The 19,952-nt window shown below is 71.3% G+C and carries 21 protein-coding genes and 1 rRNA gene; 12 read left to right on the top strand and 10 right to left on the bottom strand.

The annotated features are described in order from the left end of the window. Window positions 1-149 precede the first annotated feature (149 nt). The 6 genes from rrf to AB0G35_RS18590 all read left to right on the top strand — a co-directional run bounded on the left by rrf (window position 150) and on the right by AB0G35_RS18590 (window position 3,222). A 5S ribosomal RNA gene (rrf, locus tag AB0G35_RS18565) occupies window positions 150-266 on the top strand. Between the two features lie 262 nt (window positions 267-528). Beyond that, window positions 529-1,590, top strand: a complete 1,062-nt coding sequence (locus AB0G35_RS18570) for a saccharopine dehydrogenase (protein WP_360949999.1) — start codon at window positions 529-531, stop codon at window positions 1,588-1,590. Next, window positions 1,587-2,231, top strand: a complete 645-nt coding sequence (locus AB0G35_RS18575; protein WP_360950002.1) for a TetR/AcrR family transcriptional regulator — start codon at window positions 1,587-1,589, stop codon at window positions 2,229-2,231. Before AB0G35_RS18570 ends, AB0G35_RS18575 begins: the two co-directional genes overlap by 4 nt. Window positions 2,232-2,270: 39 nt before the next feature. Beyond that, window positions 2,271-2,498 carry a hypothetical protein gene (locus AB0G35_RS18580; protein ID WP_360950005.1) on the top strand — a complete coding sequence of 76 codons (228 nt, stop codon included), beginning with the start codon at window positions 2,271-2,273 and terminating at the stop codon, window positions 2,496-2,498. Further along, window positions 2,498-2,638: a hypothetical protein gene (locus tag AB0G35_RS18585; protein WP_360950008.1), complete on the top strand. Its 141-nt coding sequence runs from the start codon at window positions 2,498-2,500 to the stop codon at window positions 2,636-2,638. The genes AB0G35_RS18580 and AB0G35_RS18585 overlap by 1 nt, the downstream gene beginning before the upstream one ends. Continuing rightward, the gene (locus AB0G35_RS18590; protein WP_360950011.1) at window positions 2,626-3,222 is read left to right on the top strand and encodes a thioesterase domain-containing protein; all 597 of its coding nucleotides are present in this window, start codon (window positions 2,626-2,628) and stop codon (window positions 3,220-3,222) included. Before AB0G35_RS18585 ends, AB0G35_RS18590 begins: the two co-directional genes overlap by 13 nt. On the opposite strand, the gene AB0G35_RS18595 is transcribed toward AB0G35_RS18590, so the two are convergent. The 6 genes from AB0G35_RS18595 to AB0G35_RS18620 form a co-directional block, all read right to left on the bottom strand. Further along, entirely contained in the window at window positions 3,112-4,692 is a 1,581-nt protein-coding gene (locus AB0G35_RS18595; protein WP_360950374.1) for a type VI secretion protein, read from the bottom strand. The genes AB0G35_RS18590 and AB0G35_RS18595 overlap by 111 nt on opposite strands. Before the next feature lie 137 nt (window positions 4,693-4,829). Then, window positions 4,830-6,257, bottom strand: a complete 1,428-nt coding sequence (locus tag AB0G35_RS18600; RefSeq protein WP_360950377.1) for an ATP-binding protein — start codon at window positions 6,255-6,257, stop codon at window positions 4,830-4,832. Window positions 6,258-6,286: 29 nt separating this feature from the next. Then, on the bottom strand, window positions 6,287-7,852 hold the full coding sequence (locus AB0G35_RS18605) for an SCO6880 family protein (protein ID WP_360950014.1): 1,566 nt from the start codon (window positions 7,850-7,852) through the stop codon (window positions 6,287-6,289). Beyond that, a complete protein-coding gene (locus AB0G35_RS18610) occupies window positions 7,849-9,171 on the bottom strand; it encodes a hypothetical protein (RefSeq protein WP_360950017.1) in 1,323 nt (440 codons plus the stop codon). The genes AB0G35_RS18605 and AB0G35_RS18610 overlap by 4 nt, the downstream gene beginning before the upstream one ends. After that, complete coding sequence (locus AB0G35_RS18615) at window positions 9,161-10,021, bottom strand: hypothetical protein (protein WP_360950020.1); 861 nt, start codon at window positions 10,019-10,021, stop codon at window positions 9,161-9,163. Before AB0G35_RS18615 ends, AB0G35_RS18610 begins: the two co-directional genes overlap by 11 nt. Window positions 10,022-10,677: 656 nt before the next feature. After that, the gene (locus tag AB0G35_RS18620) at window positions 10,678-10,986 is read right to left on the bottom strand and encodes a hypothetical protein (protein WP_030415911.1); all 309 of its coding nucleotides are present in this window, start codon (window positions 10,984-10,986) and stop codon (window positions 10,678-10,680) included. A 417-nt stretch (window positions 10,987-11,403) separates the two neighbouring features. On the opposite strand from AB0G35_RS18620, the gene AB0G35_RS18625 reads away from it, so the two are divergent. Beyond that, complete coding sequence (locus AB0G35_RS18625; protein ID WP_360950023.1) at window positions 11,404-12,405, top strand: bifunctional lytic transglycosylase/C40 family peptidase; 1,002 nt, start codon at window positions 11,404-11,406, stop codon at window positions 12,403-12,405. A 204-nt stretch (window positions 12,406-12,609) separates the two neighbouring features. After that, window positions 12,610-13,335, top strand: a complete 726-nt coding sequence (locus tag AB0G35_RS18630; RefSeq protein WP_360950026.1) for a phosphatase PAP2 family protein — start codon at window positions 12,610-12,612, stop codon at window positions 13,333-13,335. Window positions 13,336-13,440: 105 nt separating this feature from the next. Here the strand turns inward: AB0G35_RS18630 and AB0G35_RS18635 are convergent, their stop codons facing one another. Continuing rightward, window positions 13,441-15,051: an FAD-binding oxidoreductase gene (locus AB0G35_RS18635; RefSeq protein WP_360950029.1), complete on the bottom strand. Its 1,611-nt coding sequence runs from the start codon at window positions 15,049-15,051 to the stop codon at window positions 13,441-13,443. Window positions 15,052-15,198: 147 nt separating this feature from the next. After that, the gene (locus AB0G35_RS18640) at window positions 15,199-15,378 is read right to left on the bottom strand and encodes a hypothetical protein (RefSeq protein WP_360950032.1); all 180 of its coding nucleotides are present in this window, start codon (window positions 15,376-15,378) and stop codon (window positions 15,199-15,201) included. A gap of 173 nt (window positions 15,379-15,551) precedes the next feature. Between AB0G35_RS18640 and AB0G35_RS18645 the strand changes: the two genes are divergently transcribed. Then, window positions 15,552-16,418 carry a hypothetical protein gene (locus AB0G35_RS18645; RefSeq protein ID WP_360950035.1) on the top strand — a complete coding sequence of 289 codons (867 nt, stop codon included), beginning with the start codon at window positions 15,552-15,554 and terminating at the stop codon, window positions 16,416-16,418. Between the two features lie 128 nt (window positions 16,419-16,546). After that, entirely contained in the window at window positions 16,547-16,750 is a 204-nt protein-coding gene (locus AB0G35_RS18650; protein ID WP_360950038.1) for a hypothetical protein, read from the top strand. 7 nt (window positions 16,751-16,757) lie between these two features. Here the strand turns inward: AB0G35_RS18650 and AB0G35_RS18655 are convergent, their stop codons facing one another. Beyond that, window positions 16,758-17,174 carry a metal-sensitive transcriptional regulator gene (locus tag AB0G35_RS18655; RefSeq protein ID WP_360950041.1) on the bottom strand — a complete coding sequence of 139 codons (417 nt, stop codon included), beginning with the start codon at window positions 17,172-17,174 and terminating at the stop codon, window positions 16,758-16,760. A gap of 194 nt (window positions 17,175-17,368) precedes the next feature. On the opposite strand from AB0G35_RS18655, the gene AB0G35_RS18660 reads away from it, so the two are divergent. Next, on the top strand, window positions 17,369-17,989 hold the full coding sequence (locus tag AB0G35_RS18660) for a DUF47 family protein (RefSeq protein ID WP_030415904.1): 621 nt from the start codon (window positions 17,369-17,371) through the stop codon (window positions 17,987-17,989). Window positions 17,990-17,999: 10 nt separating this feature from the next. Beyond that, on the top strand, window positions 18,000-18,998 hold the full coding sequence (locus AB0G35_RS18665; RefSeq protein ID WP_360950044.1) for an inorganic phosphate transporter: 999 nt from the start codon (window positions 18,000-18,002) through the stop codon (window positions 18,996-18,998). 154 nt (window positions 18,999-19,152) lie between these two features. Here the strand turns inward: AB0G35_RS18665 and pstB are convergent, their stop codons facing one another. After that, entirely contained in the window at window positions 19,153-19,929 is a 777-nt protein-coding gene (gene pstB / locus AB0G35_RS18670; protein WP_360950047.1) for a phosphate ABC transporter ATP-binding protein PstB, read from the bottom strand. Window positions 19,930-19,952 lie beyond the last annotated feature (23 nt).

Genomic DNA, 19,952 nt, shown 5'->3' on the forward strand with positions numbered 1-19,952 from the left:
GGTTGATAGGCCAGATATGGAAGCGCCGTAAGGTGTGGAGTTGACTGGTACTAATAGGCCGAGGGCTTGTCCTCAGTTGCTCGCGTCCACTGTGTAGGTTCTGAAGTAACGAACTCGCCTTTGCTGGCTGGAGTTCAACTTCATAGTGTTTCGGTGGTCATAGCGTTAGGGAAACGCCCGGTTACATTCCGAACCCGGAAGCTAAGCCTTTCAGCGCCGATGGTACTGCAGGGGGGACCCTGTGGGAGAGTAGGACGCCGCCGAACAAATTTTGATAAAGCCTCGTCCCGAGTTGAAGTAATTCGACTCGGGGCGAGGCTTTTTTGCGTTCTGGGGCAGGGCAGGGCAGGGCAGAGCAGAGGGGCGGTAACCGCCGGTCGGCGGGATGGGGGCGGTAACCCTCGGTCGGCGGGAGGGCGCGGGAGAGCGGGAGGGTGGGAGAGCGCGTAGTGCCGGCCGCTGGGGCCCGAGTCCCACGTGACGTAGATCGTCGTTGTGTGTCTAGGTCGCTTGACCTAGTGTCGGGGTGTGGACGATGACATCCAGCTTGATGTGACGGGCCCGGTTCTTGTGGTGGGCGGCTACGGGACCGTGGGCGGGGACTTGGCGCGCATGGCGGCTGCTTCGTGGCCGTTGCTCCTGACGGGGCGTACGCCGGAGCGTGGGAGGGCGCTGGCCGAGGAGGTCGGGGCGTCGGTGCGGCGGTGGGATCTGAGCGATCCGGAGCCGTTCTCGGCGAAGGTGCGGGCCGTGATCAGCACGGTGAACGACCCTGACGACCGGGTGCTGTTGGCGGCGATCCGGGGTGGTGTGCCGTATGTGGACGTCACGCGGTGGACGGCGCGGCTGCAGCGGGCGGTCGCGGTGGCGGCGGTGCATCCGCCGAAGGCGCCGGTGCTGCTGTCGTCGAGCTGGATGGGCGGGGTGACGGCGCTGGTCGCGGCCGCGCTGGCGGCCGAGGTCGGCGGGGCGTCGGCGGTGGAGATCGCGATCCGGTATGACCTGAAGGACCGGGCGGGCACGGACTCGGTGGAGTTCATGGACCGGCTGGGCCTGGACTACGAGGTGACCGTGGGCGGGCAGCGGCGGATGATCATGCCGTTGACCGGGGCCGGCCATGTGTCCATCGGGGAGCACCGGGCGAAGGTCGCGCGGATCGACACGCCGGAGCAGTTCACGCTGCCGCTGGTGCTGGGGGTGGACACCGCCCTCACGCGGATCGGGTTCAGTGCCAACTCGTCGACGTCGACGCTGCTGGCGCTGAAGAAGACCGGGTTCTTCCGGTGGGGGCGGGGCGAGAAGTTCCGGTCGACGCGGCGGTCGATGTTGTATTCGCCCGGTGAGGGCGGGAGTGCGTGCCTGCGGATCGATGTGCGCGGGCGGGGTGGTCAGCGGCGTACGGCCGTGCTGACGGATCCGGCCGGTCAGGCTCATCTCACCGCGCTGGGCGGGCTGTTGGGGCTGCGTCGGGTGCTGGGTGAGGACGGTGCGGCCGCGCCGAGCGGGGTGGTGTTCCCGGAGATGACGCCGTTGCCGCAGGACGTCGTCGCGGCGCTGGAGAAGGCGGGCGTCGGGGTGGAGGTGTCATGAGCGAGGAGAAGAGCGGTGCCGGGAAGGGCGCGACGCTGACGCGGCAGGGCAGTATCCGGCGGACGAGTCTGCTGGACGCGGCGGAGGCCGTGCTGGTGGCCAAGGGGTCGGATGCCTCGTTGCGGGCGATCGCCGGTGAGGCGGGGGTGCGGGTCGGGCATCTGCAGCACTACTTCCCGACCCGGGCCGATCTGATCAAGGCCGTGCTGGAGCGGGCGTTGGAGCGTTCGCTGGAGCGGCTGGCGGAGACGACGGGGCTGCGGATGGTGCGGGACGACCCGTCGGCCATCGAGGTCCCGGAGGGGCCGGCGAACCCCGACGAGGTGGTGGGGGTGGTCCTCGCCGAGCAGGAGGATCCGCAGCTGGTCCGGCTGTACGTCGAGGTGTGGGCGCTGGCGGCGCGGGACGACGAGATCGCCACCGTGGTGCGGGAGTTCTACCGGAAGTACGTGGCCCATGTGGAGGCGTATGTGCAGCAGGGGCGGCCGGACTGGTCGGGTGAGTTCTGCCGGGCCCGGGCCGAGACGTTCGTGGCGCTGGTCGAGGGGGCGGCCCTGATGCGGTCGGGGATCGCCGGCAGCCGGTCGTCCGCGATGGATGAGCAACTGGCGCAGTTTGCCGTGCAATTGCTCCGGGACTGAGGGTTCCGGGGCCAACGGGGAATCAGCGGGAAGTACGTCATGACCGTAGTGGTGGATCTGGCCGAGCTGGCGTCGACGGCGGGGCTGGAGCGGGAGCTGGACCGGCTGGCGAAGAGCCATCAGATCATCCGTGCCCGGCAGTTGAACGGGCTGGAGACCTGGACGGTGCTCGGGGCGGCGCTGACGCGGGAGCTGCTGAGCGATCCGCGGCTGTTCAACGACGTGCACACGCATGCGCCGCACGGGGCGTTGGTGGGATGGCGGTGATGCTGCTGGAGCAGGATGGTCCGGATCACGCGCGGCACCGCCGGCTGGTGAGTGCGGCGTTCGCGTCGCGGGCGGTGCGGGGGCTGGAGCCGCGGATCGCGGAGATCACCGGCAGCTCGGGCACAGCATGGGCGCGCTGATCGCCTACGAGGTGACCCGGCTGCTGGAGGGGGCGGACGCCGGCCGGCCGGTGCGGCTCGTCGTCTCCGGCGCCTGGGCGCCCTCCCGGGTCCGCGGCGGCACCGTCCATCTGCGGGACGACGACGGACTGGTGGAGGAGATCCGGCGCACCGGTGGCACCGACCCCCGGGTGCTGGCGGACCGGGAACTGCTGGCTCCGGCGCTGCCCGTGGTCCGCAGCGACTACCGGGCCGTCGAGACTTACCGGCACCGCCCCGGCCCGCCGCTCGCCACCCCCGTCACGGCCCTGGTCGGGGCCGCCGACCCGCTGGTGACCGTCGACGACGCGGCCGCCTGGCGGGCGCACACGGCCGGGGACTTCCGGCTGCGGGTCTTCCCGGGCGGTGACCACTTCTGCCTCACCCGGCACTGGCCGGACCTGGCGCGGGCCGTCGTCGGAGCGCCGGACCGGCAGGCGGCGGACCGGCAGGCGTCAGACCGGCAGGGAGCGGTGCGGCCAGCGGGCCCGGGCCTGCTCCGGGGAGCGCAGGGTCGCGAGCGTCAGCAGACCGCGGGCCCGGCCCGCCTCCAGCAGATCGGGTAGCGCGGGCAGCGGCGCCAGTGCCGCGATGTCGTCCAGGACGAGGGTGAGTGGTGGGTCGAGCCGACCGGCGGATGACCGTTCGGCCATGCGGCGGCCGTGCTCGACCACGTACGTGAGGAGTGCGGTGAGCAGCGGCATCGCACCCGGGTCGGTACGCGGGTCCTCGACGGGCTCGCCTACCACGTAGAGCGTTCCCCCTTCGTCGATGAATGATTCGAGAAGGAGCGAATCCGCGCGCAGCGGATTGCAGGCGTCCCGGATGTGGATCGACGACAGCGCGCCCAGCGCCCGCCCGACCAACTCCTTGGCCGCTTCCCGGCGTTCGGCGTGCGCGGTGAGCACCGACTCCAGCTCACCGGCCTGCCCCGCGGACGCCTGGGCGCTGGTCCGCAGGATCCGCACCGGCTCCTGCGCGCCGCCCGCTGCATGCGCCCAGCGGTGCAGCTGCCTGAACGGCCGGCCGTCCACCGCCGCGGCGTGCAGCCAGCAGCGCAGCAGCGTCTCCGCGGCGTCCGCGAGCGCCGAGTCCAGGGTGCTGGTGGGGCGTACGGGGGCGAGCAGGGCGGCGGCGCGGGCGGCCGCGGTGGCGAGGTCCTCGCAGCCGGCGGTGGGCGACCAGCGCATCCGGGCCGGGGTGTCGAGGCGGTGCGTGGGGTCGTAGGTCAGCAGCGGGCCGAGTTTGGCGCGGGCGTCCTTGGTCGCGTCCCACAGCGCGGGGTCCGTGGTGGCCACGATCAGCGCGCCGGGGGCGGCGGCCGCGACGGTGGCGGCTGCGGCCCGTGCGGCGGCCCGGTCGGCGGTGAACTCGACTTGCGGAAGCGCCGGTTCACCGGATGCCGCGACCGCCCCCGGCCGGCCCGGCGACGCGGTGCGCTGCTCGGGCACCGGGCCGGACGGGGCCGTCGCCGCACCGTCGGCCACGCCCTCCGGTACGGCCGGTGCCTCCGGTACGGCCGCGGCTTCCGGTACGGCCGGGGCGGCGGGTACGGACTGTGCGACGGGGGAGGCCCCCGTGGCCGATGTGGCCGATGTGGCCGATGTGGCCGATGTGGCCGGTGCGGGTGGGGCGGCCGCCGTGGCCGGCCCGGCCGGTGCGTCCTCGGCGAGGCGCTCCCGCGCCACCCGGGCGGCCCGGGCCTTCGCCCGGCGGGCGGCCCGCACGGCGCGGTAGCGGGTGATGGTGCCCATCGTGAAGATCGTCAGGACGAGCAGCACCATCAGCTCGCCGATGAAGATGCCCCAGAACAGGCCGTACCCGGAGAGCTGGCCCTTGGGCGTGCCCGGCCAGGCGGCGGCCATGTCGTGCGGTGCGGACACCAGGTGGCGCAGGGCGATCGGCGTACCGGAGTAGTCGACGCCCTCCGGCCAGGCACCGTGCGCGAACAGCCCGGCCAGCCCGGTCGCCGTCCACACCAGCAGGGTCAGGCCCAGCAGGAAGGCGAGCAGCCCGACCAGCAGCGAGTCCGGGATGCCCCGGCCCCGGCCGCCGTGCCGGTCGCGGGGGTGCGGGCGGTCCGGGGGGTGCGGTCCTCCGTACCACCCGTCCCGGCCGCCGTCGTACCGCTCGCCGTGCCGTCCGCCGTAGGGCCCGTCGTCGTATCCGCGCGTCACGCCACCGTCTCGCTCGACTCGTCTCTCCACCGGCGTTCCATCGCCATCGCCTCGGCGCGGGCCTCGGCCTCCGCGTCCGCCGCCGCATTGAGGGCCGCCCGGGTGTCGTCCGCCGGCAGCGGGGACGACTCGGTCATCGCCCGGTCGGTGTAGACCAGCGGCCGTTCGGCCTCCGTGATGAGGTGCTTGACGACCTGGACGTTGCCGTTGACGTCCCAGACCGCGATACCGGGCGTGAGGGTCGGGATGATCTCCACGGCCCAGCGCGGCAGGCCGAGCACCCGGCCGGTGGCCCGTGCCTCGTCGGCCTTCTGCGCGTAGATGGTCCGGGTCGAGGCCATCTTCAGGATCGCCGCGGCCTCCCGCGCGGCCGCGCCGTCCACCACGTCCGACAGGTGGTGGACGACCGCCACGAACGACAGGCCCAGCCGGCGGCCGAACTTCAGCAGCCGCTGGAAGAGCTGCGCCACGAACGGCGAATTGATGATGTGCCAGGCCTCCTCGACCAGGAAGATGCGTTTCTTCCGGTCGGGCCGGATCCAGGTGTGCTCCAGCCAGACGCCGACGATCGCCATCAGGATCGGCATCGCGATGGAGTTGCGGTCGATGTGCGAGAGGTCGAAGACGATCAGCGGGGCGTCCAGGTCGATGCCCGCCGACGTCGGCCCGTCGAACATGCCCCGCAGGTCACCGTCGACCAGCCGGTCCAGCACCAGGGCCACGTCCAGGCCCCAGGCCCGTACGTCGTCTATGTCGACGTTCATCGCCTCGGCCGATTCCGCCTCCGGGTGCCGCAGCTGCTCGACGATGTCCGTCAGCACCGGCTGCCGGTCGGTGATGGTCTCGTTGACGTACGCATGGGCGACCTTGAGGGCGAAGCCGGCCCGCTCGTCGAGGCCGTGGCCCATCGCCACCTCGATGATCGTCCGCAGCAGGGCCAGCTGTCCCGTCGTGGTGATCGACGGATCGAGCGGGTTGAGGCGGATGCCGCCGTTGAGGGCGGCGGTCGGGTCCAGCCGGATGGGAGTTATCCCCAGCTCCTGGGCGATGAGGTTCCACTCGCCGACGCCGTCCTCGCCCTGCGCGTCGAGCACCACGACCTGCCGGTCCCGGAACCTCAGCTGCCGCAGCACGTACGTCTTCTCCAGCGCGGACTTGCCGTTGCCGGACTCGCCCAGCACGAGCCAGTGCGGCGCCGGCAGCTGCTGGCCGTACAGCTGGAAGGGGTCGTAGATGTAGCCCTTGCCGCTGTACACCTCGCGGCCGATGATCACGCCGGAGTCGCCGAGACCGGGCGCGGCGGTGGGCAGGTAGACCGCCTGGGCCTGTCCGGTGGAGGTGCGTACCGGCAGCCGTGTCGTCTCCACCTTCCCGAACAGGAAGCTGGTGAACGCCTCGGTGAGCGCTCCGAGCGGATCGAGCATGGCCATGACGTACGCGCCTCCCAGCGGCTTTAGCGGCGGATCCCGGTCGCGAACGGCAGGGTGTTGACGAACGCCCGGTGGTGCTCCCGGTCGCACCACTCCAGCTTGAGGTACGACTTGCCGGCCGAGGCCCGGATGGTCCGCTTGTCCCGGGCCAGTGCCTCCGGCGACCGGGACGAGACGGTGAGGTAGCCGACGAGGTTGACGCCGGCCGCGCCGGACGCCAGGTCCTCGCCGCGCTGGTCGACGCGGCCGTGGTGGGCGACGTCCCGCGGGTCGACCACCCGGTTCATCTTCGCCGCGCGGCTCGCCTCCGCGTCGTCGTTGGTCTTCTCCGTCAGCATCCGTTCGATGGCGACCTCGGTGGGCTCCAGGTCCATGCAGACCGCGACCGTACGGATCACGTCCGGGGTGTGGACCAGCAGCGGCGCGAGGAAGTTGACACCCACCGGGGTCAGCGGCCACTCCTTGATCCAGGCGGTGGCGTGGCACCAGGGCGCCCGGGTCGACGACTCCCGGGTCTTCGCCTGCAGGTACGTCGGCTCCATCGCGTCGAGCTCGGCCGGCCAGGCGTTGCGCTTGCTCATCGCCTGGATGTGGTCGATGGGGTGGTCCGGGTCGTACATCGAGTGCACCAGGGACGCCAGCCGGGCCTGGCCGAGCGGCTGCCGGACCCGGATGTCGGCCTCGGCGAGCCGGGCGCAGATGTCGGTCAGCTCACGGGCCATCACCACCGCGAGCCCGGCGTCCCGGTCGAGCTTCTTGCGCAGCAGCCCTCCCTGGTGCATCCGGGCGGCCCGCGCCATGGTGTGCGCCTCGGAGGCCAGCTCGCGGGTGTAGTGCATACAGGCGACGAGGTACGCGCGGTGCTGCTCACTGCTGGTCGACACCATCGACTGCAGCTGGTCGTAGGAGTCCTGCAGCCACTGCGGGGAGTTCCGGTCGCCGCGCTGGGCGACGTCCTTGGCGTGCGCGTCCGGGTCGGCGGGGAGGGTACGCGCCAGCATCTGCAGCCGCGTCACGAAGCCGTCCCCGTTGGCCACGTGCTTCAGCAGCGTCCCGAACCGGTCGACCAGCGCCTCCTGGTCCTCGCTGTCGCGCAGCCCGACGCCGGGTCCCTCGATCTCGATGGCGGCGGTGACCGTCCGCCGGTCGGCGTGCAGCAGCACCGCGATCTCGTCCGGCCCGAAGGGAGCGCTGAGCCAGTTGATCCGGCCGATGCCGGGCGGCGGGCCGATCTCCACCTCGCGGCCGTCCAGCCGGGTGCCGGCCTCCGCCGCGCCGGAGCGGTAGACCGCGCCGCCCTTGCGGACCGTGCGCCGGAAGCTGCGCCGGATCTCGAACCACCGGTAGAACGTACGGCCCTTGTACGGCACGTAGACGGCGGCCAGCCCCAGCATCGGGAAGCCGGTGAGGCTGACGATCCGCAACGGCAGCATCGGGACCAGCAGGCCGCACATCATGCCGAGGAACGCGCCCGCGATGATCAGCGCGATCTCGCCGGTCTCGCGGTTCTTGCCGACGATCGCGTTCGGCCGGGCGCGGCCGATGAGATAGGTGCGACGTGGCGCGATCGGGTGGGACTGCGTGCTCAACGCCCCTCACCTCCTGCTGTCTTGCCGGTGCGGGCGCTGCTGCTCGGGCCGGGGCCGGGATTCGTACGGGGCGCGGGGGCGGCGGGGGACGGGGCGCCGCCGCCGGTGCGGGAGCTGTGCGCGGCGACGCCGCCGGAGACCGCGTCGGCCGACCGGGACTGGCCGCCCTGCGCGCCCTGCACCTGGCCGCCGCCGTCCCCGCCGGAGCGGCGGGTGCTGTGCGTCTTGATGCCCTGGGAGACCAGCGCGGCGGGGGAGCTGAGCACCGCGGCGGCGGCGTTCTCCGCGCCCCGGCTCATCCGGTTGTTCCGCGACGCGGCGATCTCGTCGCCGAACCCCGGGACGAACCGGTAGATCACCGCACTCGCGAAGATCGCCAGCAGGATGATGGCGAGGCCGGACACCACCGCCGAGATGGCGTTGGGGCCCTTGTCACCGGAGAGCGCCCCGGCGATGCCCAGCACGATCACGATCACCGGCTTCACCATGATCACCGCGATCATGATGCCGGCCCAGCGGCGCACGTGGCCCCACATGTTCTTGTCGACCAGCCCGGCGTACACCACCGTCCCGAGCAGCGCGCCGACGTACAGCAGCGCGGCCCGGATCACCAGCTCCAGCCACAGCACACCCGCGGCCAGCACGGAGACCAGGCTGACCACGATCAGCATGATCGGCCCGCCGCCGATGTCGGTGCCCTTCGTCAGCGCCTGCGAGAACGACCCGAAGAAGGTGTCGGTCTGCGCGCCCGTACCCTTCGCGATGATCGCCGTGACCCCGTCCGCGGCCGACACCACCGTGTACAGGATCAACGGTGTGAACGCCGACGCCAGCACGGTCAGCCACAGGAACCCGACCGCCTCACTGATCGCCTCCGTCAGCCGCACCCCACGCACCGCCCGCTTGGCCACGGCGAGCAGCCACAGCACGAGCGTGAGCACGGTCGAGGCGGCGAACACGACGGCGTACTGCCGCAGGAACGCCGCGTTGGTGAAGTCCACCTGAGAGGTGGCGTTCACGGCGTCGGACAACTTGTTGACGATCCACGCGGCGGCTTTGGCACAGCCTTTGGCGAGGGATTCGAGGGGGTCGAGGGGGTTGTTGTCGAACGGGCTGGGAGGGGTCGTGTCCCCTCCGGATTGGTTGCCCTCTTTGCAAGAGTGAGCGAATGGACCACTGAGGAGGTCGCACTTCTTGCCGCCCGGTCCCGGCGATGGAGCGGCCATGGCGCGCGTGGCCAGGGCGAGCGCAATCGTTTGTACGCCCGCGAGCGCGGCGGCGACTGAGAGCGCACGGCGATGCTTGGGCTTACCGGGCATAGGTGAAACCTCCATAGCCTTGGACCGCCTTGGTCATGTCCTCAGCCGATGCGGCAGCTTGGTCGCGTCCGATCGGAGCGGGGCCGTCCTTCTGCGTGGAGTTGGTGACCTTCCAGTCCCCGCCCGTCCACTTCATCTCGAATGTGTTGGTAAGCCAGCTCTCCGTTACGGGATTCTGCGACTGCGGACCGGCCAGCCCGAAGAGGGCGGAATACCAGACCGAAACCTTCGCCGTGTCGCCCTTGAGCGATTCGACCTTTGCGCCGACCGGGTTCGCGCGGGAAACGAACGTCATGCCCTTCGGGGCGGTCCCGTCCGGTTTGAGGCCGACCCGCCCGAGGGACGCGGCATCGGTGTACTCCTTGTTGAGGATCTTCGCGCGCGACGCTGCCACGGAGGGCGCGAACACGGTCCGAATGATCTCCTGCCGCCTGGCGGCGTTGTACATCCCGTCGCTGGTCAGCGCCACCACATAGTTCGCCGCCGCCGACTGCGCCCCCTGTTCCGTCTTGGGGAAGCCCGCGGCGATGCCGCCGTTCTTCGTCGTGACGGGCTTGGTGCCGGTGGGTGAGGTGGGGCGGGCGGGGCCGGGGGCGTTCTTGGGGGAGTCGCCGGAGGTGTCGGAGCCGGCGCTGCCGCTGCCGCCGCGGTTCGCGAAGGCGATGGCCGCGAGGAGCAGGACGATCACGCCGACGACCGTGATGAGGTTGCGGCTGGACAGCCCGCTCCGGGGCCGGCGCCCCGGGCCGTAGGGGTCGCCGCCGCTGTCGGGAAGTCTGGTGCGGGTCTGGCCCGTCTCGGGGCCGCGGTGGCCGTCGCCGCCGTAGCCTCCGTCGTCGCTGAGACTCATCGCCCCTGTGCCCCCTCTGCCTTGACCCCGGTCGCCGTCCGTGCCGTCGTTGTGCCGCCCACATATGACCGTAGCCGCGCGGGCGGCAGCTCGGGCGCAGGGATACGAGTACATCTCACGGTGACGGTTCCTCAGATGCGTGGCCGCGGAGGCGAATGGGGGACTGTGGGTTATTTGTACTCATCGCCTCGCTCCGCGTCGGCCGTCGCCCTCTTGCGCCTTTTCGGGCCTTCCTTCCCCCGGATCCACCTGTCCCCGTCCTGCGGTCAGCCCAATCGGCCCGCTGGTGGCGGGTGTGCGAAGGGCGCGCGGTGGGCCCGGCGGGCCGGGGTGAGTGGGCGTCAGCATGGGGCCTTCGCAGGGGAGGTGCGGCCGGGTGGAAGCGGGCGGGGGCACGGGACGGCGGAGAGAGGACGGGCGGGGGCGCAGGGGAGCGGCGCGGGGACGGACGACGCCTGCCCGGGTGCGCCCAGGGGCGGAGGCCGGGGTGGGGGCGGGAGGGCGGGTGAGGAGGGGGCGGACGCCTGCCGGTTTCCCGCCCCACTGCCCCGCTGTCCTGCTGCCTCGCCGTCCCCTCGGTCCCTGGCCTTGCCCTGGGCTTGTCCTGACGTTGCCCCAGGTTCCCGCCCGGCCCTCGCCTCCCGCCGCCCCGCGCCCTACACCGCCATCCCGTACACGATCGTGAACAGCGTGCCGAGGGAGCCGATGATGAAGACGCCGGTCAGGCCGGCCACGATGAGGCCCTTGCCCTGTTCGGCGCTGAAGGTGTCGCGCAGCGCGGTGGCGCCGATGCGCTGTTTGGCGGCGCCCCAGATCGCGATGCCGAGGCACAGCAGGATCGCCACCGCCATGACCACTTCGACCATCACGCGGGCCTCGTTGCCCAGGCTTCCGAACGGGCCCCAGTCCGGGGCGATTCCGCCGATGATGGTGGTGATGTCGCCCTTTTCGGCTGCAAGGACCATGTGTGACATCTGCGCCATGTGTGAACTCACCGCCCTTTATGGGTAGTTGTTGAAAAATGCCGCTGCGCCGGCCGGCGCAGGTCGGCCGCTCTCTTCGCCCTCTATCTTCGCTGACAAAGACGCCGTCAGAAGTCGACTTGACGCCTTTCTTCGACGGATCCCATGGGGGTGGCGTGTACGTGCGGGTGCGGACCACCCATTGAGCCGACGGGTCTCACTGTGTGTATCACGAGGGATAACCGTGAGCAATGATCATCGGTGCGGCGGGCAGGGGCTCAGGCGTGCGGGGCCGGGTCCGGGCGGCGCGCCCCCTGTGCCGCCGGTATGCCACCGGTGTGCCGCCGCTGTGACGCGCGACGCGCAGCGCACGGCCGGAAAAAGGCAGTGAACCGGGCCTGAATGGGGGAGGGTTGGGGGGTGCGGAAATTCTGGGTGGCCGGTGGGCTCGGGACGGGGCTGGTGCTCCTGCTCGGGCTGCTCGTGATCGGTACGTACATGGCGGCGGCCGGACTGGCCGGGGTCGGCGGGCGGGCACTCGGGCTGGCCAAGGGGGCGGTGCCGGCCGCGTACCAGGACCTGGTGCAGAAGTGGGGCACGCTCTGCCCGGCCATAAGTCCCGCGCTGCTCGCCGCGCAGCTCTATCAGGAGAGCGGGTGGAACCCCAAGGCGCAGAGTCCGGCGGCCGCGCAGGGCATGGCGCAGTTCATCCCGGCCACCTGGCAGACGCACGGGATCGACGGGAACGGTGACGGGAGGAAGGACGTCTGGGACCCGGAGGACGCGATCCCGTCGGCCGCCTCGTACGACTGCGAGCTGGCCAGCTACGTCAAGAAGGCGCCGGGCAACGCCACGCACAACATGCTCGCCGCCTACAACGCCGGCGCCTACCGCGTCATCCAGTACAACGGCGTCCCGCCGTACCGCGAGACCCAGAACTACGTGAAGACCATCACGACCCTGGCCAAGAGCTTCGAGGCGCCGCGCGGGCCGGTGGCGCCGTCCCGGCAGGCCGCCGGGGCCATCTACTACGCCCAGGACAAGCTCGGCAGGCCGTATCTGTGGGGCGGGACGGGGACGGCCGCGCAGGGCGGGCGGTTCGACTGTTCCGGGCTGACCCAGGCCGCGTACCGCTCGGTGGGCATCGAGCTGCCGCGGGTGGCGAACGACCAGTGGAACGCCGGTCCCCACCCCAAGCGCAGCGAGCTGCTCCCGGGGGACCTGGTGTTCTTCGCGTACGACCTGAACGATCCGCGCTCGATCCACCACGTGGGGATCTACGTCGGTGGCGGGTACATGATCAACGCGCCGTACACCGGGGCGGTGATCCGGTTCGACAAGATCGACACACCGGACTACATCGGGGCGACCCGGGTCACCTCGGATGGCGCAAAAGCGCTCCCCGCCGCGAACGCTGCGTGAACATAGGGCCCTGAACTGCAGTGATGAGTCAAGCTTCGATAACGTCCTGGTGATCATCCGGTGGAGAGTGGAACGCCCGGGGCGGCCGTCACGTTTCCTAGGCGTGGGGACGTAGCAGCTCGCAGCAGCACCCGCTCGACGACCACGGGGGTTGGCAGCACACGGACGGCGCACGCGCGCGCGAAAGATAAGGGGCCGCGGTAGATGGCTGGACTCGCATTCGAGGGGCCGAACCCCGACGTCGACGTGCTCGACGGCATCAACGGCCTCGCGAAGGACGCGCCCCACTGGGTCAACAAGGCCATGGAGTACATCGGCGAGTACGGCATCATCGCCGCCCTCGCGGTGCTGTGCCTGATCGCCTGGTGGTCGGCCCGCCGCCGGCCGGGCGCCGCGCCCGCCGTCGCCGGCCTGGTGTGGGCACCGCTGGCGGCCGGCATCGCGCTGCTGGCCAACATCCCGATCCGCGAGTTCGTCGAGCGGCCCCGGCCGTTCAAGGACCACGCCGGGCTGGCGGTGCTGATCCCCGGCAAGAGCGACTTCTCGTTCGTCAGCGACCACGCCACGCTGACCATGGCGGTCGGCGTCGGACTGTTCATCGCGCACCGCACCTACGGCCTGATCGGCATCGCGCTGGCGCTGGCGGAGGGCTTCTGCCGCGTCTACATGGGTGTCCACTACCCCACCGACGTGATCGGCGGCTTCGCGCTGGGCACCGCCGTCGCCCTGCTGCTCGCGCCGCTCGCCCAGGCGCTGCTGGTCCCGCTGACCACCGCGATCGGCCGCTCAAAGGCCTCCTGGCTCATCCGGGCGCCGGGGGTGCCGGCGGACGGCCGTCCGGGCCAGGACGGCGAGGGCAGCCGGGTGGTGGCATCCGGGCCGGCCCTGCCGCGCGGCCCCAAGGCGCGGGACAAGGACCTGGCGGCCTGACCGACGGCCCGCCGGCCCGGTTCCCGTGCAGGAACGAAGACCTGGCGGATGCGAACGGCCCGGACCCCACGCGGGGCCGGGCCGTCCGCATGCCCGCCGGCGGTCTCAGAGCGCCTGCGGGAAGGTGCTGAACAGCCGCTGCGGGTCGTAGGTCTTCTTGACCTCGGCGAGCCGCCCGGCGGCCGCCCCGTAGTAGGCGGTCTTCCAGTTCGTCAGGTTCGGGTCGGTGTAGTTCTGGTACGCGGCGCCCGAGGAGTACCGGCGCATCGCGTCGTGGAACGAATTCAGCCACGCTGTGCGGGTGCCGGACGAACCACTGGCCGGCCAGGACGTCAAGTACTGGGCCAGGAACCGCGATCCGCGGTGCACGAACGCGGTGTCGGTGCGGCCCACCCGGTTGATCGCGCCGCCCAGCGCGGTCAGCGCCACGTTCCCGGCGACGCCCTGGCGGCCGCCGCGCTCGATCTGGTCCATCAGGGTCCGGATGCCGGTCGCCGACAGCGAACGGTCGAAGAAGTGCGAGCGGGCGGCGTAGGTCTCGCGGCCCAGCTGGCCGCTGCCGGTGTGCCCGGGCAGCGAACCCGGCATGTGGCACTGCGCGGAGGTCTTCGACGAGCAGCCCGCGTAGGTCTCCATGGCGTCCAGATAGCCGATCGGGGTCAGGTGCACGGTGGACGCCGGGCCGGGGCCGCCCGCCTGGTCGGCGAGCCGGTCCACGGCGTTCTTCAGGTCGCCGTACGACCCCAGGGAGAACGCCGCCACCGACACCGCCGGGGTGCCGCCGGGCCGGGCGTCGAGGTGGCAGGCGGACCATATCTCGTCCGCCTGCACCGGCCCCCACTTCTGCCAGGACGCGACCACCTTCGCCGCCTTGGCCCAGGGCCAGGTGATGTACGCCATCACCGCGCGCGGCGCCGGATGCGTACGGAAGCGCAGCTCGGTGACCACGCCGAAGTTGCCGTTGCCGGCGCCGCGCAGCGCCCAGAACAGGTCGGCGTGCTGCTTGGCGTCGCAGTCGACGGTCTTCCCGTCCGCCGTGACGACGGTCGCGCCGACCAGGCTGTCGCAGGTCAGCCCGTACGCCCGGGAGACCACGCCGTGGCCGCCGCCGAGCGTCAGGCCGGATATCCCGACGGTGGGGCAGGAGCCCCCGGGTATCGTCACGCCGTGCGCCGCCAGGCCCTGGTAGACGTCGATGAGCTTGGCGCCGGCGCCGATGCGGGTCACGCCGCCGGACGGCGCGCCCACCTTCGCCAGCGCGGAGACGTCGACGATGAGCTTGCCGTTGCCGCTGGACCAGCCCGCGTAGGAGTGGCCGCCGCTGCGGATGGCCACCTGGGTGCCGTACCGCCGGGCGAACGCCAGGCATTCGGCGACGTCCGCCGGGTGCTTGACGTACGCGATCGCCGACGGCTTCAGACCGTCGTAGCGGGTGTTGTAGAGCCGCCGGGCGGCCGCGTAGGCGGCGTCCGAGGCGCGGACGAGCTTGCCGTCCAGGCTCTTGCCGAGCGCCGTCCAGGAGGCCGGTGTGGCCCGTCCGGCGGCGATCCGCGCGGGCGCGGAGGCCGCGTTGGTCTGCACGGCGTCGGAGCCGGCCGCGGCGGCGGAGGAGGAGGCTGCGCCCGTCCCGCCGCTCTTGTTGTCGCAACCGGTGGCCCAGACGACCGAGGTCGCCGCGAGTCCGCCGCCGGTCTGCAGGAGTGTGCGCCGCTTCACTGGGATGGATCCCCCTCGATGTCGAACGGTCCTGCCCCGTCCGCCGGTGGTCCGGCTGGTCGTCCGCGGGGCGGTCACGGGACCGCTGTTACTTCCCTCACTAGGCAGATGCGTGAGGGGCGTTGGGGGTTCCAGGAACGGATTCCCTCATTCCACGGGGTGGTCGGGGCGGGTCCCGTCGCCGGCCTCCGTCAGGTGCCGCGCCGCGTCCGTCCGCGCCTGTGAGCGGGCGCGCCGGGCCGGCCCGCGCCAGCCGCAGGCGCAGCGGGCCGTGCAGAAGGAACCGCGTTCGGTGGTGGAGGTCGTATGCAGCGCTCGGTCGGGCACGAGCACAACGCTACGCGCCCCGGATGTCGCCAGCGTGACGAGCCCCCTCAACGGTCGTTGAACGGATCGGTCGACGGAACGTCAGGCGCGGACGGGCGGGACGTCGGACCCTCCCGAGCGGACCGGCCGGCCAGGCCGGCCCCGAAGACGGCGGCCGAGGGGGCTCGTACGCGATGGTGGTGCAGGACAGGCGGGGCGGCCGGACGGCCGCCGTGGCCCTGGCGTGCGGGACGGGTCTGGCGGTCGGACTGCTGACGGCGGGCTGTTCCTCCGAAGGCGCCGCGGCCGACGACCACGAGCCCGCCGGCCGGTCCGCCGCCGCGGCCGCCGACCGGGTCCGCGGCAGCGCCGACGCCCTGCTCCGGGCCCGCTCGGCCCGGGTCCGTACGGCCATGGAGACCGACAGCGGCGGCACCCGCGTCGCCATTCGCGGCACCGGCGGCTACGACTTCACCACCGGCACCGGACGGCTCGTCGTGGTCCTCCCGGACCCGGCGGGCCGGCCCGGCGAGGGCCGCCAGCCGATCACCGAGATCCTCGCGCCCGGCGCGCTGTACATGAAGAACCGCGGGGCCGGGGTGCCCGCCGACAAGTGGGTGCGGGTGGAGACCGCCTCGCTGACCGACGGCAACCTCGTCACCGGCGGCGCCACCGATCCGCTCGCCGCGGCCGAACTGCTGCGCGGCGCACGGCAGGTGACGTACCAGGGCGAGGAGCGGCTGGACGGCGTGCTGGTGCGGCACTACCGCGGCACCACGGACATCGCGGTGGCCGCGCGGGCCGCCTCGGCGCGGACGAGGCCGGCGCTGGTCGCCGCGGAGAAGGGGTTCACCACCGGCGCGGTGCCGTTCGATGTGTATCTGGACGAGGCGGGCCGGCTGCGCAAGGTGCGCGAATCCTTCCATTTCGCCAATGGTGCGCCCGACGGGGCGGCGGTGACCTCCATCACCGCACTCTCCGGATTCGGCGCGCCCGTCGCGGTCAGCCTGCCGGACCGGCGTGATATCTACGCCGGCAAGATCGCCTCCGCGGCACCGTAGCCGGAGAGCCCCCCGGGGCCCGGTCGCCGGGAGCGGAAATGGTCCTTCCGTGCCATGCGCGCAGCGTGGGCCCGTCCTTACGCTGGCGGTACCACCGTACGCGCGCGAGGCGCCCGGAGGAGGAGGTGTTGTCCGTGGCCGGCCACCGCCATCCGACGGCCTGGGACCCCGTCGCCCTCGTGGAGATCGACCTGACCGGGGAGTTGATGATCGCGGCGGCGGCCGCGAGCGAGGACCGGCTCAGCCCGGACCGGATCGACGAGGTGCTGGACGTGGAGGCGGACGAGGACGGGGGCGGTGGCGAGCCGTCCGGCGGCGCCGGCCGGGGATAGTCCGCGGTCAGCTCCGCAGCATCCGCTCGATGGCCTTGGTCGCCTCCTGCACCTTGGCGTCGATGGCCTCGGGCCCCTTGACCGCCGCGTCGGCGACGCAGTGCCGCAGGTGCTCCTCCAGGAGCTGGAGACCGAAGGACTGCAGGCCCTTCGTGCTCGCCGAGACCTGGGTGAGTATGTCGATGCAGTAGACGTCCTCTTCGAGCATCCGCTGCAGTCCGCGGATCTGGCCCTCGATGCGGCGCAGTCGCTTGATGTGCGCGTCCTTCTGCTGTGCGTAGCCGTGGGCGCCGGGGGCAGGGGGAGTCTCTGCGGAATCGGTCACGGTCCGGGTCGTGCCTCGGAGGTCGGTTTTCAGCTGCGCGGGGTGCCCGGCCGCGGCGGCTGCGGCGCTGCCGGGGGGCTCGGCGTCCGTGGTCGTCATGGCCGTCTCCCGTGGTATCTAGGCGATCCATATACCCCTGGTGGGTATATAGTAACGAACTTTGCGGGCACTCGTGGTACCCCGTGCAGAGCATGCTGCCCGATGCGCGACACTGAAGGAATGCCGGTTAGCAGTGGCTGGATGATGCGCCTAGCATCAACTCGACCGAATCCGATGCACCCCGAGGATTTCACGTGCGTTTTCGTCTGACCCCCAGGGAGACGAGCTTCTACGACATGTTCGCCGCCTCCGCGGACAACATCGTCACGGGCTCGAAGCTCCTGATGGAACTGCTCGGGGCGGACGCCTCCGCGCGGACCGAGATCTCCGAGCGGATGCGCGCGGCCGAACACGCGGGAGATGACGCGACCCACGCGATCTTCCACCAGCTGAACTCCTCGTTCATCACGCCGTTCGACCGCGAGGACATCTACAACCTCGCCTCGTCGCTCGACGACATCATGGACTTCATGGAGGAGGCCGTCGACCTGGTCGTCCTGTACAAGGTCGAGGAGCTGCCCAAGGGCATCGAGCAGCAGATCGAGGTGCTGGCGCGGGCGGCGGAGCTGACCGCCGAGGCCATGCCGAACCTGCGGACGATGTCCAACCTCACCGAGTACTGGATCGAGGTCAACCGCCTGGAGAACCAGGCCGACCAGATCCACCGCAAGCTGCTCGCGCACCTCTTCAACGGCAAGTACGACGCCATCGAGGTGCTCAAGCTCAAGCAGATCGTGGACATCCTGGAAGAGGCGGCGGACGCGTTCGAGCACGTCGCCAACACGGTCGAGACCATCGCGGTCAAGGAGTCCTGAGCCCTCAGCCATGGACACCTTCGCGCTCATCGTGACCATTGCGGTCGCGCTCGGTTTCACCTACACCAACGGCTTCCACGACTCGGCGAACGCGATCGCGACCTCGGTCTCGACCCGGGCGCTGACCCCGCGGGCCGCCCTGGCGATGGCCGCGGTGATGAACCTCGCCGGTGCCTTCCTGGGCAGCGGCGTCGCCAAGACGGTCAGTGAAGGGCTGATCGAAACCCCGCACGGCGACCAGGGCATGGGCATCCTGTTCGCCGCGCTGCTCGGCGCGGTGGTCTGGAACCTCGTCACCTGGTACTTCGGGCTGCCCTCGTCGTCCTCGCACGCCCTGTTCGGCGGCATGGTCGGCGCCGCGCTGGCCGGCGGGACCGAGGTGATCTGGTCCGGGGTGATCGAGAAGGTCGTCCTGCCGATGTTCATCTCGCCGGTGATCGGCCTGGTGCTCGGCTATCTGGTGATGGTCGTCATCCTGTGGCTGTTCCGGCGGTCCAACCCGCACAAGGCCAAGCGGGGCTTCCGCATAGCGCAGACCGTCTCGGCCGCCGGCATGGCGCTCGGGCACGGCCTGCAGGACGCGCAGAAGACCATGGGCGTCGTCGTCATGGCCCTGGTCATCGCCGACGTCGAGGACAAGAACGCGGCCATCCCGATCTGGGTCAAGCTGGCCTGTGCGATCACCCTGTCGCTCGGTACGTACGCGGGTGGCTGGCGCATCATGCGCACCCTCGGCCGCCGCATCATCGAGCTGGACCCGCCGCAGGGCTTCGCCGCGGAGACCACCGCGGCGTCGGTCATGTACACCGCGTCGTTCATGTTCCACGCCCCGATCTCCACGACCCATGTCATCACCTCGGCGATCATGGGCGTGGGCTCGACGAAGGGCTCGCGCGCGGTCCGCTGGGGCGTCGCCAAGAACATCGTGATGGGCTGGTTCATCACGATGCCGGCGGCGGCGCTGGTCGCGGCGGTCGCGTACTGGCTGATCCGGCTGGCCTTCGGCTGACGCACCGGCCGGAGAACGCACCGGCCACCACCACGCAGTGGGCCCGCCCCCCCCGGGAAGGAGGGGCGGGCCCTTCGCCTTGCGGTGGCACCGCCATGCAGCACCGCAGGACGCTCAGGGGGCGTCGGCCGGGGCACGCCCCGGGGAGCCCGGCCTAGCCGAAGCGGCCGGAGATGTAGTCCTCCGTGGCCTGCACCGACGGGTTGGAGAAGATCCGCTCGGTCTCGTCGATCTCGATCAGCTTGCCGGGCTGGCCGACCGCCGCGAGGTTGAAGAACGCCGTACGGTCCGAGACCCGCGCCGCCTGCTGCATGTTGTGCGTCACGATGACGATCGTGAAGCGCTCCTTCAGCTCACCGATCAGGTCCTCGATGGCGAGGGTGGAGATCGGGTCGAGGGCGGAGCAGGGCTCGTCCATCAGCAGCACCTGCGGTTCGACGGCGATCGCGCGGGCGATGCACAGCCGCTGCTGCTGGCCGCCGGAGAGGCCCGAGCCGGGCTTGTTCAGGCGGTCCTTGACCTCGTTCCAGAGGTTGGCGCCCTTGAGGGACTTCTCGACGATGTCCTTCAGCTCGCTCTTCTTGTACGAGCCGTTCAGCCGCAGCCCGGCCGCGACGTTGTCGAAGATCGACATCGTGGGGAACGGGTTGGGGCGCTGGAAGACCATGCCGACGGTGCGGCGGACCGCGACCGGGTCCACGCCGGTGCCGTAGAGGTTCTCGTCGTCCAGCAGCACCTTGCCCTCGACGCGGCCGCCGGGGGTGACCTCGTGCATCCGGTTCAGGGTGCGCAGGAACGTCGACTTGCCGCAGCCGGACGGGCCGATGAAGGCGGTCACCGTGCGCGGCTCGATGGTCATCGAGATGTCGTCGATGGCCTTGTGGCTGCCGTAGTACGCGGAGAGGCCGCTGACGTCGATTCGCTTGGCCATGGAAATCACTGCTTCTTTCTGTC

The organism is Streptomyces sp. NPDC021749, from assembly GCF_040640655.1.
Classification (GTDB): Bacteria; Actinomycetota; Actinomycetes; order Streptomycetales; family Streptomycetaceae; genus Streptomyces.